The organism is Lactiplantibacillus nangangensis, assembly GCF_005405065.1.
GTDB classification, from domain to species: domain Bacteria; phylum Bacillota; class Bacilli; order Lactobacillales; family Lactobacillaceae; genus Lactiplantibacillus; species Lactiplantibacillus nangangensis.
The window spans coordinates 335,008-351,924 of sequence record NZ_BJDI01000001.1 but is presented as its reverse complement, the minus strand read 5'-3'; the positions used below and the strand labels follow the sequence as shown (position 1 = coordinate 351,924).

Sequence of the window (16,917 nt, the reverse complement as noted above, 5' to 3'; positions counted from 1 at the left end):
CTAACCCTTGAATGATGGCTATTTTTTTGTGTGGCGTAAACTTAGTTCTAGGCATAATAAAATCCCCTTAAGATTGATAGATGAATTATAGTTTTTCATCTGTCAACCTTAAGGGGACTATAGCATTGTTTGCTAATCGTGGGACTTTTTTTCATCAGAACCTGATCTGTCGACTCGGCCAAGGCTGCCAAATCGACGGATCCGTTTCTAATTAGTTAATTTCAATTTTGCCATCACCGGTGACATCTTTAGACTTTGGCAATGTAATCGTCAAAACACCATCCGTCTGGGACGCTTGGATTTTATCAGCCTCAACATCGGGTAACATATAATCCCGTTGAAGCGTGCCTTCGTGCCGTTCATTCATGACAACATTTTGATCTTTATCACTGTGATCAACAAAGCTGTGTTTCTGAACTTTAATTGAAAGCAGGTTGTCGCGATAAGCCAATTTCACATCTTGTTTGTCGATACCTGGAATATCAACTTTAACTTGATACTGATCATCGGTTTCACTGATATCCGTCTTCAAAACTTGTTCACTATCATCAAATGGTGCCCACAAACGTTGTGCCATCCGTTCAAATGGATCCATCATACCAAAACCATTCCGAGTCATTAAATCATTAGCCATAATCACAATCCCCTTTCAAAAATAGTTACTGGCTAGTTATACCGGGTCGTGGCGGTCAAATATTGTTTGACCTTTCCTGACCTTCAACTAATATCTTAACAGCTCTGGTGAAGAATTCAAGAATTTAGCACTCTAACGTATATAGTGCTAAAGCTATGGCTCGATCCGATTAATTTTAGCTATTAGCCGAAATCGGTTACTACACCACCATTTTGACCGACCACCCCTTTCCGGCACCAAAAGCATAATTGTTTCAGTGGACGTCGGCGACTGAAAACGCTACACTTAGCTTAAATAAAGGAGGATTTCCCATGAAAATTAATATTCACCGTTCTAGAAATGATCGCGTTATCGCTGGGGTCATCGGCGGGATTGCTGAACATTTTGACTGGAATACCAATCTTACTCGGATCATTTTCGTCATTTTAGCCGTGACACCAATGTTCCCAGGAATTATTGCCTATCTGGTTCTTTGGTTACTGATGAAGGACCCAATTGAAGATTAAAATGTTTCACGTGAAACAAAAATGAGCGTTAAGTGCTGAATCCAGCCATTAACGCTCATTTTTTAATGTCGTAACCAAACGAGTCCAACTACCAGCGCTAACGTTGCCAGCACGCTTAAACACAGCCACCAACCATGTTTAGTGTTATGCGCCACCGAAATCGTCACCTGATTCTGACCAGTTGCTAATCTTGCGAGTAGCTGACCTTGTGAACGCCGATATGGTACAGTTCGACCATTCACCTTGACCTGATAATTGACGTGATGATAGCCGACTACCGGGAGTTTAACAAGCTTGGCGTGCTTCTGATTACTGCTAAAACGAACCTGCTCATCATTGGCACACTGATATTGAAATTGTGCGGCCGCTTGGCTATCAAAGGCAACTGCCAATTTGTTTAACCGACTAGCGACTGGTAAGTCCTGCTTTTCGGCGTTGGTAATAACTGGCACATTCGTCAGATCAGTCTTCTTCAACATATAATCCGCCATCGTCATGGCATCCAAATCAGCTTGATAATTATGCGTCGTTAAGTAGTGGCGATCATCCTTAATAATGCGCGTTTGTTGACCACTCGTTAGTGGTTGTCGGTCAGCCCACTGTTCTGCGGTCTGCGTTTGCTCACGAATCTGAGCGACTCCCGTTAACGCAATCACAATTAAAAAGCCGCTTAAAGCCCAAACTGTCAGTCGAGTTGGCAACCTGGTCTGTTCAAAATACAATACGACGCCAATCATGAGTCCCATCGCGACTAGTGTCAGCAGGCGCATCGTAAATTGCAATAACTGTAGTGGTGTATTTGCGAGATCCCGCCATGGTAACCAATTTTGTGCAATAACTAATAATGCTGCTGCCCCGACAATCCAGCCACGCCAAGGACCACTAGTCGCAGAGAATAATCGGCTGACCAGTAACAACAAAATCAGGCTGGCCGCCAAACCAATATGGGTACCGTTTGCTGATTCAGAGAAATCATTTTGCAGTAGTCGCGTCCAGACTGTGGTCGGATCCAATGGAATTAAGCTCGGCGTTGGCGTTACCATCCGATTATGGCTGATCCAAGTTAAACTATTAACTAACGAATAGCTCGCTGAAATCAAGGCCAGCCCAGCACTCATTAGTAGTGACCGCAACTCAAACCAGTCGATTCGGCCTTGGCACAATCGAATCACTTCAAGCCCCATGACCGTTCCTGTAAACAGTAATAGCGATAACCAATGTGAATTACCGACTAGTCCCATGCCTAAGCCGAGCCATAATGTTCCTCGCCAATCACGCTGCCAAATTTTAAACAAGCCCAGCATGATCAACGGCAAAAAAGCATAGCCTAATGCCTCCCCCAGATCGACCCGTGTGTACATCAATTGGAAATGATACGCATTGAACTGATACACCATAACGCCTAGCCAACGACCTAATTCTGAACGGGTCAACTGACGAGCTAACAAATAGCTGCCGGCTAGCGTTACTGTATTCAATAGGAAGAAGCCCACTGCCAACGCCGCCATCGGATTAGCCCCTAAGAGCCGTGGCGCCACAAAAATCAGGGTCGTCAACCAGGGATACATCGCGTTCATCGCCGTCCCACGATGCGAATAGCCAATAAAATTCACTAAACTGGGTAACCGCCCAGCATGTATTGCCTGATAAATTGACTCCATCCGCGCCAGATGAATCTCACCATCGTTATTGATGGCAAAAAAGCCCCCATGAAATGCAATCCACGTTGAAACACCAGCTAGCCCTAATCCCAATGCTAGTCCGAAAGCTGGGCGTTGCCATCGCTTAACTGTCTCCCAAGTCATTGCTTTAGCCCCCTCACTAAAACCGCTTAGGATTAGTATACGATGGCAACTAATCCGACCGGTTATGAATACAATTCGTTCGGAAACTAGCCAAAAAGACTGGTAAGAAACACAAATAACCGTTCAGAAATTTTAACTAATTCTGAACGGCTACCTCTTTATTATGATGGCCGAAACGTGCGACAATTAGTCCAATAAAATCGCCAGACTGTAATCATCTACAAACTGACCGTCGAGATAAAACGCCCCTCGGCTGACCCCTTCAACCTGAAACCCTTGTTGCGCGTAAAATTGGCGAGCCGCCGGATTCGTTGACAAAACGTTTAACTCAATTCGATGAATGCCACGTTGCTGGGCTTCTAATTTCAATCGACGCATCAATTGTTGACCCACGCCTTGATGCTGTGCCGCAGTTGCAACACCAATCCCAATATCCCATGTAAACCGGGCAGAAACAAATGGCGGTAACGGGTTCCACGAGATCATCTCAAGAACCTGCGTGCCGGCGACTGCCACCAACTGACTACCGACTGGATAATTAGTGGCATACGCCGTTAGCGTTTGCGCCAAAATGGGACCTGGGCTATTTTTCGAATTCCAGATTTGCTGATCAATGGCAAATAGCCCTGGTAAATCAGCTTCAGTGGAATACCGTATTTCAATTTCTGACAACTTTGTCACCCCTATTCACTCGTTTTATCACTGTTTTAGACCAGTCTGGCAGTCAAAATAGCGACTTTTAACTTTAGATCTGATACGCTATTGCAATTAACGTCATAATCAGTAATAAAAATGTCAAACATTTTTATAACATCAGTTATTAATATTCGTTTATAATAATAATTAACAATACAACAAACTGGAAGGGATGTGGCGAAATTGGCCTCCTTAATTCGGAATAAACGCCGAGACTTTACCGAACCAAACCGTTAAACCTAAAACTATATAAACAGGAGTGATTTTTTTAATGATAGATGATAATACCCAGCAGTCGGCCCATACAGAAGCGGCCGACCAAGACGCCATGCCACCGGATGACCCTAATTTGTGGCAGCTTGATGAACCAACTTTAGCCGCGAAGTACCAAACTGACCCAGAAAACGGGTTGAGCACCGCTGAAGCTGAGCACCGTTTACAACAAGACGGTCGGAACGAACTCGAAACGAAACGCGTTTCCTGTTTCGTTCAGTTCATCAAGCAGTTTAATAACAGCATTATTTATATTTTAGCCGCGGCCGCTGTCATGACCTTCTTCATGCACCGGTATTCCGACTCAATCGTTATCGGCTTAGTCATTATTGCCAACGCCATTATTGGTTATGTGCAAGAACGACAAGCTGGGAACGCTTTGGAACGGATTCGTGAAATGCTGATTTCAAAAAATTTCGTCATCCGAGATGGTCAAAAGCTCGAAGTTGACGCTCGCGATTTAGTCGTGGGTGATTTAGTCAACTTGGAAGCTGGGGATGCGGTACCCGCTGATATGCGGTTGATTGCCGCCGATAACTTAAGTGTTCAAGAATCTGTCCTAACGGGTGAAACGGCTCCCGTCGAAAAAATCGAAGAACCGATGGCCGACACCAAACTAGCGCTCGCTGATCGTTTGAATATGGTCTACGCCTCAACTGCCGTGACTAGCGGTTCTGGTTACGGAGTCGTCACGGCGACTGCCGAAGCAACCGAAATTGGTCATATCCAACAATCTGTTGGTGAAGTCAAAAACAAGCCAACGCCATTGATGCGTAACTTAAATTCGCTCGGTTTTGGCTTATCCATTGCGATTGTCGTCGCCGCCGTCCTGTTATTCCTATTAGGAATGGTTATGCATACGTATAGCTTGCCAACCTTACTGATTGCGGTCATTACGATGGTCGTCGGTTCAATGCCAGAAGGTTTACCAGCTAGCACATCTGTCGTTTTAGCCATGGGGACCCGCCAAATGACGAAGAAAAACGTCATCGTGAAGTCCTTACCAGCGGTTGAAACGTTAGGTGCCGTCGATATCGTTAATACCGATAAAACTGGGACCTTAACCAAAAATGAAATGACCGTTACTAAAGTCGTCACCCCGCACCATTTCTTTGATGTGACCGGTGTCGGCTATGATGACAATGGTGGCGTGAACTTTGATGGCGCTTTAAAGCTCAACGGTAAAACAATGGACTGGCACCAAGATAAGAGTATGGAATGGCTCGTGAATATCGCCGGTCAAACGACGGATGCGCAACTCCATTTTGAAAATAATCGTTGGGAATTAACTGGGGAACCGACCGATGGGGCCTTGACGACCCTTTATCGTAAGATGACCGGTCATGACCCTGAAGTCGCTGAAGTGGATTCGCTTCCCTTTGACTCGGCCTTCCGTTTTTCAGCGCGACTCGCTGATTTAAATGGGCAACGATTATTGATGGTCAAAGGGTCGCCTGCAACTGTACTTCGTTTAACCAACCAAGCACATAATCCCGACTACTGGGAACACGCCATGGCCGATTTAACCTCAGAAGGTTTACGGGTCGTCGCCCTCGCCTATCAAGTCGTTGACGAGACGGTCGACACGATCGATGCCAAGTCAATTGGTGGCTTGGAACTCGCTGGGATGGTCGGTATCATTGATCCACCACGTGAAGAAGCCGCCGCTGCCATTGCGGAACTGCGTCAGGCCGGGGTTGAAGTTAAAATGATCACCGGTGACCATCCAGATACTGCGATGGCTATTGCTAACAAATTGAACTTGGCACCCAACGTTAAAGCCATCTCTGGGCCAGAAATTGACGCCCTAGATGACGAACAGTTGAAAGCTAAGATCGATGACTATAACGTCTTCGCCCGCGCAACGCCTGAAAATAAATTACGGATCGTGCGTGCCCAACAAGCCAATGATCATGTCGTTTCCATGACTGGTGACGGGGTCAACGATGCGCCTGCCTTGAAGCAAGCCGATATTGGGGTTGCCATGGGGATCAAAGGGACTGAAGTGGCCAAGGAATCGGCCGACATGGTACTGGCTGATGACGACTTTGCCGATATCGTGGCCGCCGTCCGTGAAGGTCGCCACGTCTTCGACAATATTCGGAAAACGATTCGTTTCTTACTACCAACCAGTTTCGCAGAAGGCTTAGTGGTCATCATCAGTATTTTGATGGGGCACGAGTTACCACTCTACCCGACCCAGTTGCTCTGGATTAACATGGTTTCAGCATTGACCATCCAGTTCGCGTTCATTTTCGAGCCACCCGAAGCCGGTATCATGGCGCGCGGACCCCGGAACGTCAAAGCTGGACTGTTATCCAAGCTGGATTCGTTTGAAATCGTCTACGTCTCCTTGCTAATCTCTGGTTTAGGCATTTTCGCTTACGACTACTTGACGGCCCTCGGCTTGCCGAACGTTGTCGGTAGCACCATGTCCTTAAACATCATTATCTTTGGGAAGATTTTCTATCTGTTTAACTTGCGGAATGATCATCCGGTCATTTCCAAGTACTTCTTCCAGAACAAGATGGCTTTCTACATTATTGGAATTCTGATCGTATTACAACTGGGAATTATCTACCTTCCATTCATGCAATCCGTTTTCCATACGACGAGCATTAATTTCTGGTACGGTTGGGGAATTCCAATCATCGCCGGAATTATCGTGTTGATTGTTACCGAAATTGGGAAATTTATCCGATTTAGGTTCATTGACCGTGACGAAGCTTTGAATTAAAAATTAGTTTAACAAGCCCCATTGAGAACGCAATTACGGTTCTTTGTCAACTGTTGTTGGTAATCAGTTATCTTTTAGTGCCTAGCCGCCTTATGGCTAGGCACTTTTTGCACACTAAACATCAAGCGAATTCGTAATCTGAAGTTTACGAAGCTTCTAAAACCATATGCAACTCGTTTAAGCACCTTGAGTTTGTTATTGGTTCCTTCAAGCGGTCCATTCGAATAGTTATATTTTAAGGCGTTCTCAATAGATTCCTGATTATCCCTGAGAGAAGCTAGGTGTTTTTCCATTTCTTCTGGATATGCTTGCTCTGGGTTAAGAACATTCAATAGTCAACCCTCATCGCGTAGCCTTACTGCACTCATAATTGCCTGTAATGCTTCATAAGCGTGATTAAGCTCTTTATCGAAATCCAATAGGGTTTCGACCAAATTATTTTCAGTAGTCTGGTCAGAAACATACGTGAACTTGCGATAATTAATAAAGTCTAATTCACCATTGGGTTTTAAAAGGAGTTTCCAGTATCGCTTCAATGCTTTGTACTCTTGACTAGAATGGGCAAACTGTTTCATCACCCGGATACGAGTTTGATTGAAACCTACAACAACATTATTCACGACGTGGAAGCGATCCGTTACGACAATCGCATTTGGGAAGACTTCTTCTACCAGTTTGGGATAAGTGTAGTTCATGTCAGTGACGATAATTTGAACTCGGTCACGACTGGCTTTGCTATAACGGTTGAAATACTTAGTTAAATCACGAATTGTACGAGATTCGAGGATATCAATAAATTCTTTCTTCATTCCATCCATGAATACAAAACTCATGGCTCCTTTGGCATCCTTAGTTGACTTGATTTCGTCCATATTCATTACCGCTGGCAACCAGTCGTAATGAGTTTTGATATCTCGTTCATATGAGTGCAAGAAACGAAGAATCGTTGTAGATGAAATACTTAATTCATTGGCAATGTGACGCATTGAGACTGCTTCAGTGAGTTTTTCAAGACAAGAGAATTGAGTATTACGTGAAATTGTATGATTCTTTGTGGTTAATAGCGTTTGAGCTAGAAAATAACTTGTACATTCCCGACATTTAAAATAACGCTTTTTCAAGTGTAAGATCACGTCTTGCTCACTGATACGTGGAAGTTTTACGTTGGTCGAGCGCCAACCGTATTTAATGATTTTATGATCATTTTTAATACCACACTTTGGGCAAGCTTTTGGACGATAGTCCAAAACCGCCTCGGCGATGATTTGATGCTTTTCTTTGATAATATGAATCTTTTTGATGTTTTGGTCTTCAATTCCGAGCAATACTCTAGTATCATTATCCATGGATATAGTCGCTTTCTTTCTTCTTGAAATGTGGTAGTGGATAGACAAAAGCCTTGTGACTATGTCTATTTTTTTGCACTCATTTTAGTTTACACTATATAACACTTGAAAGAGCATAAAAAATACCTGTTGCCAGTAATCAAGATTTGTCTTGATTACCAACAACAGATATTTTAGAACCGCAATTACTGCGGGTCTCAATGGGGATTTTATGTGGACTTGTTTTTAATATTTGGCCTTTAAACATGACTGCTATTCAAGACAGCCACAGCACCTGCCGGTAGTGTGACACTGTTCTTAACCTTATTGATATGACTGCTATTCAAGACAATATGTCATTGATTACAGCACGAAATTTAGTTCTTAACCTTATTGATATGACTGCTATTCAAGACGATAGGCATCACGACTTGCCTTTTCGACATGTTCTTAACCTTATTGATATGACTGCTATTCAAGACGACAAAGATACAGATGAAAATGGCGATAAAGTTCTTAACCTTATTGATATGACTGCTATTCAAGACCTGATGGTATCGACGCGTGAACTGTCAGCCGTTCTTAACCTTATTGATATGACTGCTATTCAAGACTAACTTGTCATCTACGACATAGTCCATTTAGTTCTTAACCTTATTGATATGACTGCTATTCAAGACATCCATCAAGGCGGCATACGCTAATGACGAGTTCTTAACCTTATTGATATGACTGCTATTCAAGACCAGGTTTTGACGTCCCAGAAGACTTGTAAAGTTCTTAACCTTATTGATATGACTGCTATTCAAGACCATTAAGATTGATTTAAACCCAATAACGTCGTTCTTAACCTTATTGATATGACTGCTATTCAAGACCACAGATCCTCGTACTGTCGTGTCGTTCTGGTTCTTAACCTTATTGATATGACTGCTATTCAAGACATATTGATTTGAAACATGTATGTGCTGTTTGTTCTTAACCTTATTGATATGACTGCTATTCAAGACAAAACCATATTCGGTGGTCTGAACCCATCCGTTCTTAACCTTATTGATATGACTGCTATTCAAGACTGACGCTTAATGCTTCTAACACTAATTTTTGTTCTTAACCTTATTGATATGACTGCTATTCAAGACGCGGGTCAAATTGAAATTAACGGTACTAGTGTTCTTAACCTTATTGATATGACTGCTATTCAAGACCCATTGTGACTAGTGACAGCCGCAGTTTTTGTTCTTAACCTTATTGATATGACTGCTATTCAAGACTTGGCGTTAAGGTAGATTCGGTCAATAAAAGTTCTTAACCTTATTGATATGACTGCTATTCAAGACCGGTATTTAAATCACGACCGGTCATCATCGGTTCTTAACCTTATTGATATGACTGCTATTCAAGACAGTCATCAGCGGCCTTTCGTAAATCATTCTGTTCTTAACCTTATTGATATGACTGCTATTCAAGACTCAGCTTTTCGATTTTGCCAGTCAATGCATGTTCTTAACCTTATTGATATGACTGCTATTCAAGACAATCGCAAAGTCACTTGGCACGGTCGTCACGTTCTTAACCTTATTGATATGACTGCTATTCAAGACACCAATCCCAAAAATAGTCTTTAAAAAGTGGTTCTTAACCTTATTGATATGACTGCTATTCAAGACAGCGGCGGTTGCCGTGTCAGCGGTCACAACGTTCTTGACCTTATTGATATGACTGCTATTCAAGACTTTAGTAGCCCAGCAACGGCATCCGCAGTGGTTCTTAACCTTATTGATATGACTGCTATTCAAGACAGCCGGACTTCCCATTCTATATGGTGGGAAGTTCTTAACCTTATTGATATGACTGCTATTCAAGACTTAATATTCAAGGCTCTGGTCACCCACATTGTTCTTAACCTTATTGATATGACTGCTATTCAAGACAAATGGCGCTTAAATCATGCGAAACGGTGCGTTCTTAACCTTATTGATATGACTGCTATTCAAGACGAACTACATCGTCCAAAGTAGTAGTAGCCCGTTCTTAACCTTATTGATATGACTGCTATTCAAGACTAACGAGGAATATCAATTCTGTGTGATAAAGTTCTTAACCTTATTGATATGACTGCTATTCAAGACTTGCTTTATTTGCAACCGACGTCGCCGTAGGTTCTTAACCTTATTGATATGACTGCTATTCAAGACCCGTCAACCACGCCGCGGACACTTTCGCCAGTTCTTAACCTTATTGATATGACTGCTATTCAAGACGTAGCGGTTTATTTGTGTTAGTCATCAGATGTTCTTAACCTTATTGATATGACTGCTATTCAAGACTTCGGAACAAAAGAACAAAAGCAATCACAAGTTCTTAACCTTATTGATATGACTGCTATTCAAGACCACTCATGTTTATCTCGGCCAGATTTCAGGGTTCTTAACCTTATTGATATGACTGCTATTCAAGACTGGTGGTTGCATTCGCAAGTTGATATAGTGGTTCTTAACCTTATTGATATGACTGCTATTCAAGACGGAGAGTTCTGCCCGAACAGGGCAAGCGTCGTTCTTAACCTTATTGATATGACTGCTATTCAAGACTAACTCAACCACATTATCCATTGCGATTGTGTTCTTAACCTTATTGATATGACTGCTATTCAAGACCGTCATTTTCACATAAGGTTTTAACTAATCTATATTACGCCAATCCACAAAATCCTCATCAACATAATAATAACAAGCATCTACAAACTTTTCTGCCCGTCCGATTTCTGAGAATTCAATGTCAATAACAGTCGCGTTTAAATCACTGACCAGATGATTCAAATCGCTAAATTGCTTATTACTAAGATAGTGACTAATATTCGTTAAAACTAACTGCTTTTTAATACCTAACTCTACTTGTGTCTGAGCTAACGTTTCAAGTATAGCATATGGATCACCCACTAATTCAGCTGGAAAACTGAGTCCAACAAACTTCATGATTTTCTCAAGATCAGGTAATGAACTGACTTCTAATGGTAAATCCATTAAAAAACTGGCACCTGTTACTTCAGACACAACTTCTCGACTACGATCCAACAGCGCCACTTGCTGCTCATCACTCATAAGCACCATTAATCGCTGCTGAATTTTGCGTAAAAAAAGTTTATTCAGATCAACCGAAAGCATTAAATCACCGTACCAGCTACACTGTTTGCCACAATCTTGAATTTCAAAATCATCATTACTAATTTTAATCGTATCTGCTGATTCTGAAAAGCCTCGGCAAATGTCAAAATACATCTTGCTATTACCAATATCAAGAACATTTACTTTGTTTGACTCAATCTTAAACGGCTTAAAAGGATAATAGGTAATATTCATATGACGATAGTCCTTTCGGCTGAATTCAGGATATCCCCGCTAGGTTCACCAACAATGTAATGCATTGCCTGATATTGTTTTTCCGTCACGGTCATTGTTTGAACTTTTCCACCAGGTGGCGCTAAGGGCTTAATTCGTTTTTCTACAAAACCTGCCGTTTGCTTATTCGGACAAATGCGAACATAGACTGAGTACTGCATCATTAAGAAACCTTCTTTGATGAGTGCCTTTCGAAATTTCCGATAAGCACGCCGCTCTTCCGATGTATCAACTGGCACATCAAACATGACCATTAATCGCATGACTCGATACCTCATTAGGAATCTCCACCTCAATTTGAATCTGATCCGTTTCTTCACTTAAAAAATGTAGGCAATTTGCAACATGCTCCTTAATTGCATTGCTTAAAAGCTGTTGTCGCCCATTAAATTTTAGCTCAACACTCAATAACGATACCAAGCCAATCTTGATGTTCCCAGTGAATTCATTAAACCGTTGCTGACTTACCCATTGATCAATGATTGGACGAAATGGTTCCATCAAGTCCGAACCAAGGTTAAACTCGTTCTCATTATTTTCATGATGAATGCCAATACAGGTTAAATAACCATTTGCAACAATTGCTCTGTTTACTAACGATAGTAGCACTGCATAGCCATAATTAAGGGCTGCATTTATTGGACTAAAATCACGGCGATAGAATTCAGAGCCAAAGAGGATTGTAAAATACTTATTAGCAACAACCGCTTCCCGATTGGTTGAATCGTTTAGCTCTAACTTATCAAGTTCATCCACTAATGGGCTTGAATCAAGCTCACTAAAATCTATTACTTGAATTTGATTCTGAATCTTGCTACCGATATTTTTCGTCCATAAATTAGCAATACGACTCTCGGACCAATCTATTTGTCGTCTGACCAAGTCTGCTGTTCGGCGTGTTGGATAATAATCAACTGTTTCCGAAACAGGATTTCCTTGATGATCTGTAAAGATAACTTTGACTTGTTCTTCGGCTAACGCACATATTGCCGCTGTCGTGATCACGGCTTGGGTCGTCTCCAACATCAACAACTGCAAATCACCGACCGGTACGGTGTATTTGTCTTGATCGGTTTGAATAATTAATCTATTCATCGAATAAGATACTTTGGCATGTCGTGTCACAACTATATTTCGCCATCCCATTATTTAAAGCCCCCTTGTTTTTTCTGAATTTACATGCTAAACTGCACTTGTATCAATTTTTAACCTTATTGATATGACTGCTAGCGTCAAGATCAAACAAGGCTTTTATGCCAAGTTTCATCTTTTGAGGTCGTATTCGGCCCATTACATATGTATGACGATGTCACCGCAATTGCGGTGACATCTTTTTTTATCCTACAACTCTTTTAGTGCAACTTTTCGTTCAAATAATCCTGTTGGGGACTGATAAATAACCTCCGTGGAATCCGTTAATTTCAACCCACCTGGAACCTGTAATTTGCCAAAGGGAGTTTTAATGCCTAACACAGCCAAATCACCGAATGTGGCATTGGCATGTAATCCAACAAATATATTTTGTAATACGCCGCTCTTACCCAATATCGTTTTTGCACCATCCGTCGTATTATCAGCTTCTAAGCTTAGGAAAGTCTCTCGACCAGCTGTTACCTTATCCCTAAACTGATTAATATCATACAAACTAAAATAGGAATTAATCTGATTTAAAGTAGCTTCGAAAACATCATTTAAATTAGTATCACGTACACTTTCATCTACCTTTTTATTGATAAACTTACGCTGTGTTTTCAGCGGTAAGTATAATTCTTGTGCATTATGGTAATAAGTATCCGTACCTAACAAGAAACGATGTACTTGACCCTTTACGTTATCTCTCACCGGCTGTTCAAAGCGAACTTTAGGTAATACGACTTCATACTCATCCTCCTTGAATGACCATTTCTTTTTATCAAGCTTTTTACACTCAGGTATCAACTGTTTCAGAGCGGCCTTCTCAGACAACCCAGAGGCCACCATTCTTTCAATTTTAGTTACCATGATAGTTGGTACACCGATAACTTGATACTCAAAACCGGTCTTAGTAGCTACTTTTACAATAGAAAGATATGCTAATGTTTTCCCAGAATAGCCCCCATAAACATCCGTCTCAAAACCGTCTTTTTTAGGAATCAATTTACCGCTATTGTCACTAGCACCGTAAAGTGTCTGGTTGAAAAGTGCCCCACGATTTTCAAAAACTTCACGAGTAACTAAGATTCGCTTGAAGTTATAAATCTTCTCAAACATCGCCAAATCAGTGGCTTTATTCCAGATAACTTCTCCAGTTTCAGGAACTATAATTGGCTGTTCAGCCTTCGCCAGAGCCCGAATCACGTTAAAGTGTTTCAACTCAATCGGTGCTTTTGCGAATTTACCATAAACAAAGAAACGTTCTAATTTCGGATAGCGTTTTAACAAATAGGTGCCTATAAAGGCCGTCAAATAAGCATCAAACGCATGATGATAATTATTCACCTCACGCAATTTTGGAAAGTCAAAGGTTACTCTAAATTGATGTGTTAAATTAGCCTTAACAGAAACAATTGACGTTTCGGGATATTCAGTATCAATTAAACTTGTAATTAACTTAATGACTTGACGTGTCTCAACCAATTGACGATTAACAAAACCTACAGCATACTTATCAATATCTGATGACCGCATCGTTAAATGACGCAACTTTCGACTAGAAATCAAGCCCATTTTATGCCATTCTCGCCATTGCCAAGCCATCTTATCACCGAATTTTTCCATCGCAAATATATCGTTTTTTTCACGATTTTCAACTGCATTAGTTAGAACTCGATTATCTAATGAATCATCTTTGATTAGCGATTGCGGCAAAATATGATCAATATCATATTCTGAAAGCCGGTCAATGTTAATTGATTCGCCTGTATAAATATCGCGACCATTTTGCATAAAGTATAAGACTAGCCGATCGTTGAATACGGCCTTAGCCTTCATCTTCGCCTGTAGTTCCTTTTTGACTTGTGAATCAACAATTTCTTTCGCGGCATCTTGATAAATTGCCTGAATTTGATTGGCCCGCGATTGCGTACGACGTCCTTGTTGGCCACCTCCACGAGCTGCTTCAATAAAGACCCAACTTGGTTCTTGACCATGCTGTGCTTCCTTGATATCTGCTAGAACTAGCATCACTTCTCGAATAGCCTTTTTATTTTGTGGTGACGTATAGAGTTCATTAATCATATCTTGCATATCTGCTGAATTTAAGTCATGCGTGTTGGCTGCTTTAATTTGTTCAGCAACTTCTTCGCGACTCTGCAACGCCATGAAATTATCATTGGTTTCCCATAATGCATCAATAATCGATCGTCCATTACCATCTTTGAAACCAGTCAACAATTTCTTTGACAGTTGACCCCAACCGCGGTACCGAATTCGACTTAACTGTTTCCGTTGCGTCTCATCCAACCACGAAATCGTTTTTAACTTTGCATTAAAGATTTCAGCATCTTCAAATATCGTTGACCATAAGATAATTTTTTCAATATCATCACGCTTGCCGGCGTCAGTTAAAGCAACCGGGATAATTTTTTGATAATCTACATAAGTTGATAACGAGCTATTAACTTTTTTAGGATCAGACAACCCAGTAATTCTTGGTGCGGTTGGATATTCGCCAGCTGCAATTAGATTTTGTTGAATATCCTTAACGCTGACCGTCTTTTTATTTTTAAAGACTTGTTCAAATAACCGCTGCTTTTGTTTTAACTTAATCGGTTGATCGTCAATCTTAATATTGTTCAACTCATTCAAAACTGAAAATCGTTGATATAACAAACTTTGTTGTGGTAAAACTTCTTCTCCAACCAGATACGTATCAGTCGTTTGCATCCGTTGAATAAATTTTGTAGCTGATTCTTCTCGATCGACTTTCTCATCAAAATTCCACGGTGTAATCGCCCCATCAGCTTTACGAACCATCCAAGCAAACTTTGCGCCTGAAGTTTCACGTTGCTCATCCGCTGTAATCAGCGGACCAACATAGTAGGGAACTCGAAAACCAACTAATTCGTCCAATTTGTATGGAAACTTACCTTGCCGTTTCTTAACCGGGTTCTTTTCAGCTAACCACGGATAATAACACTTCTGATTATCAATAATCCGATCCAACTCATTTTGTTGCACTTGATAAGGAATTGACCCGTTTTGTTTTGTTCGTAATTTAGGCATGTATGTTTCATCAGCCATTTCAGCTTCGATCTCCACGGCCAATTTATTAGTAGAAACATCGTCCTTAGTAAACTTACCTAATCTTTTATAAAAATCTTCTTGCGTCACCTGCTTGTGTTTTTCACCATCGATATAGTGATCATAAGTCGCACGAATTTCACGCCCTCGTGAGCGATCTGATTGACTTGCTACATAGTCCTTTAGCAACTGTAAATCATGTCGATGCTGATTATATTTGGTAATCATACTTTGTGAGAATGTTTGACCTTCTGGAATTAGCTGCGCCAAATTAATTGCGGCATATAGCTCAGCAACCGCATTTAACAAGTCCATAGCTGCCCCTTCCAGATTTGACTCGATTGCTGGTAGCACATCCTGTAGGCTACCCATTTCAAATAACCAATCACTCTTTACCGCAGGATCAATTGCCGTCATTGTGAAAATATTGACCTTAGCTTTGTTTCCGACAAGGGCTTTGGCTAACTCAGTCGCAACCGATTTTTGCTGCTTTTTCTGATCAGTAGTTTCAGCTGTTGTGGTATAAATCAAGGGTAAAATTTGTTTCTGCCGATCACTGCGCGATAAGTCTGAACGCAATAAAATAGCCTTTATTTTCGTAAGTTGCGCTACATTAGTCGTTAATTGTAAATCTAACTCTGTATCAATTTCAGCCAGTAGTGTCGTTATCCGACTAAAAGTAGTATTCAGATCTAAGGGTACGGTACGATAACTTGCAGCGTCCCCCGAACGCAAAAAGTTACCACGATATTTAACGATATGATGAATTGCTAAATAAATCTCACGAATGTCAAATTGCCGTTTCTCAGTCATCAAGGCTTGCCGCAAATGATAGATTGTCGGATATTTTATGTAAAATTCTTTATCCGATCGATCATTAAACAGTGTTTTAGCAGAGCCGTCATACTGTGCATCGCGTGGTGAAATTGCTGAATACTTTCGACGTGCAAAAAAATTAGGATCAATTTTACTGATCGGCTCATCGAATATCTCACGTAATAGTCGTAAGCGCCACTTGACTCGGCTCAATCGACGTCGAGTCGTTCGAAATCCACGACGCTCAGCAGCTGCTTTCCCTTCCTTAAATAAACGGGCACCAATTGCCATTTTTCCTTTAACTCGAATCAAGTGTCCATTACTATCTACCACAGTCCAACCAATAGAATTACTCCCGATATCTAAGCCGACACCATATTTCTCTACCATTTAAAATCCTCCTGAGTGTTAATATGAATGATAACAATTACATGCTATCATTATCTCGCATTTAGTTAGCAACTTGCAACACAGAAACGCAGTAATAAAGGTATATGTAAGCG

Annotated in this window: 9 protein-coding genes, 1 pseudogene and 1 CRISPR repeat array; of the genes and pseudogenes, 2 read left to right on the top strand and 8 right to left on the bottom strand. The window is 41.2% G+C overall.

The features are described from left to right. Positions 1-211: 211 nt before the first annotated feature. A complete protein-coding gene (locus tag FFM70_RS01575; protein ID WP_137615104.1) occupies positions 212-634 on the bottom strand; it encodes an Hsp20/alpha crystallin family protein in 423 nt (140 codons plus the stop codon). A gap of 311 nt (positions 635-945) precedes the next feature. Between FFM70_RS01575 and FFM70_RS01570 the strand changes: the two genes are divergently transcribed. Then, the gene (locus tag FFM70_RS01570) at positions 946-1,140 is read left to right on the top strand and encodes a PspC domain-containing protein (protein WP_137615103.1); all 195 of its coding nucleotides are present in this window, start codon (positions 946-948) and stop codon (positions 1,138-1,140) included. A 62-nt stretch (positions 1,141-1,202) separates the two neighbouring features. Here FFM70_RS01570 and FFM70_RS01565 read toward each other — a convergent pair whose 3' ends face one another. Continuing rightward, positions 1,203-2,945 carry a hypothetical protein gene (locus tag FFM70_RS01565; protein WP_137615102.1) on the bottom strand — a complete coding sequence of 581 codons (1,743 nt, stop codon included), beginning with the start codon at positions 2,943-2,945 and terminating at the stop codon, positions 1,203-1,205. A 186-nt stretch (positions 2,946-3,131) separates the two neighbouring features. After that, the gene (locus FFM70_RS01560) at positions 3,132-3,617 is read right to left on the bottom strand and encodes a GNAT family N-acetyltransferase (RefSeq protein ID WP_137615101.1); all 486 of its coding nucleotides are present in this window, start codon (positions 3,615-3,617) and stop codon (positions 3,132-3,134) included. 295 nt (positions 3,618-3,912) lie between these two features. Here FFM70_RS01560 and FFM70_RS01555 point away from each other — a divergent pair, with 295 nt between their 5' ends. Next, positions 3,913-6,651 carry a cation-transporting P-type ATPase gene (locus FFM70_RS01555; protein ID WP_137615100.1) on the top strand — a complete coding sequence of 913 codons (2,739 nt, stop codon included), beginning with the start codon at positions 3,913-3,915 and terminating at the stop codon, positions 6,649-6,651. A 74-nt stretch (positions 6,652-6,725) separates the two neighbouring features. On the opposite strand, the pseudogene FFM70_RS01545 reads toward FFM70_RS01555, so the two are convergent. The 5 genes and pseudogenes from FFM70_RS01545 to cas9 all read right to left on the bottom strand — a co-directional run bounded on the left by FFM70_RS01545 (position 6,726) and on the right by cas9 (position 16,804). Then, positions 6,726-7,997 (bottom strand): annotated as a pseudogene (locus tag FFM70_RS01545) (ISL3 family transposase). Positions 7,998-8,290: 293 nt separating this feature from the next. Next, positions 8,291-10,636: a CRISPR direct-repeat array (repeat unit 36 nt; unit sequence GTTCTTAACCTTATTGATATGACTGCTATTCAAGAC). A gap of 24 nt (positions 10,637-10,660) precedes the next feature. Further along, positions 10,661-11,338, bottom strand: coding sequence for a type II-A CRISPR-associated protein Csn2 (csn2, locus tag FFM70_RS01540; RefSeq protein WP_137615097.1), 678 nt, complete (start codon positions 11,336-11,338; stop codon positions 10,661-10,663). Continuing rightward, positions 11,335-11,640 carry a CRISPR-associated endonuclease Cas2 gene (gene cas2 / locus FFM70_RS01535; protein ID WP_137615096.1) on the bottom strand — a complete coding sequence of 102 codons (306 nt, stop codon included), beginning with the start codon at positions 11,638-11,640 and terminating at the stop codon, positions 11,335-11,337. Before cas2 ends, csn2 begins: the two co-directional genes overlap by 4 nt. Further along, positions 11,618-12,523, bottom strand: coding sequence for a type II CRISPR-associated endonuclease Cas1 (cas1, locus tag FFM70_RS01530; RefSeq protein ID WP_137615095.1), 906 nt, complete (start codon positions 12,521-12,523; stop codon positions 11,618-11,620). Before cas1 ends, cas2 begins: the two co-directional genes overlap by 23 nt. Before the next feature lie 195 nt (positions 12,524-12,718). Beyond that, a complete protein-coding gene (gene cas9, locus FFM70_RS01525; RefSeq protein ID WP_137615094.1) occupies positions 12,719-16,804 on the bottom strand; it encodes a type II CRISPR RNA-guided endonuclease Cas9 in 4,086 nt (1,361 codons plus the stop codon). Positions 16,805-16,917: the final 113 nt, after the last annotated feature.

Excerpts from the sequence above, each read along its gene's own strand:
- FFM70_RS01570 (WP_137615103.1), top strand. The coding sequence starts at position 946 with ATGAAAATTAATATTCACCGTTCTAGAAATGATCGCGTTATCGCTGGG.
- cas2 (WP_137615096.1), bottom strand. The coding sequence starts at position 11,640 with ATGCGATTAATGGTCATGTTTGATGTGCCAGTTGATACATCGGAAGAG.
- FFM70_RS01565 (WP_137615102.1), bottom strand. The coding sequence starts at position 2,945 with ATGACTTGGGAGACAGTTAAGCGATGGCAACGCCCAGCTTTCGGACTA.
- FFM70_RS01575 (WP_137615104.1), bottom strand. The coding sequence starts at position 634 with ATGGCTAATGATTTAATGACTCGGAATGGTTTTGGTATGATGGATCCA.
- cas9 (WP_137615094.1), bottom strand. The coding sequence starts at position 16,804 with ATGGTAGAGAAATATGGTGTCGGCTTAGATATCGGGAGTAATTCTATT.
- FFM70_RS01555 (WP_137615100.1), top strand. The coding sequence starts at position 3,913 with ATGATAGATGATAATACCCAGCAGTCGGCCCATACAGAAGCGGCCGAC.
- cas1 (WP_137615095.1), bottom strand. The coding sequence starts at position 12,523 with ATGGGATGGCGAAATATAGTTGTGACACGACATGCCAAAGTATCTTAT.
- csn2 (WP_137615097.1), bottom strand. The coding sequence starts at position 11,338 with ATGAATATTACCTATTATCCTTTTAAGCCGTTTAAGATTGAGTCAAAC.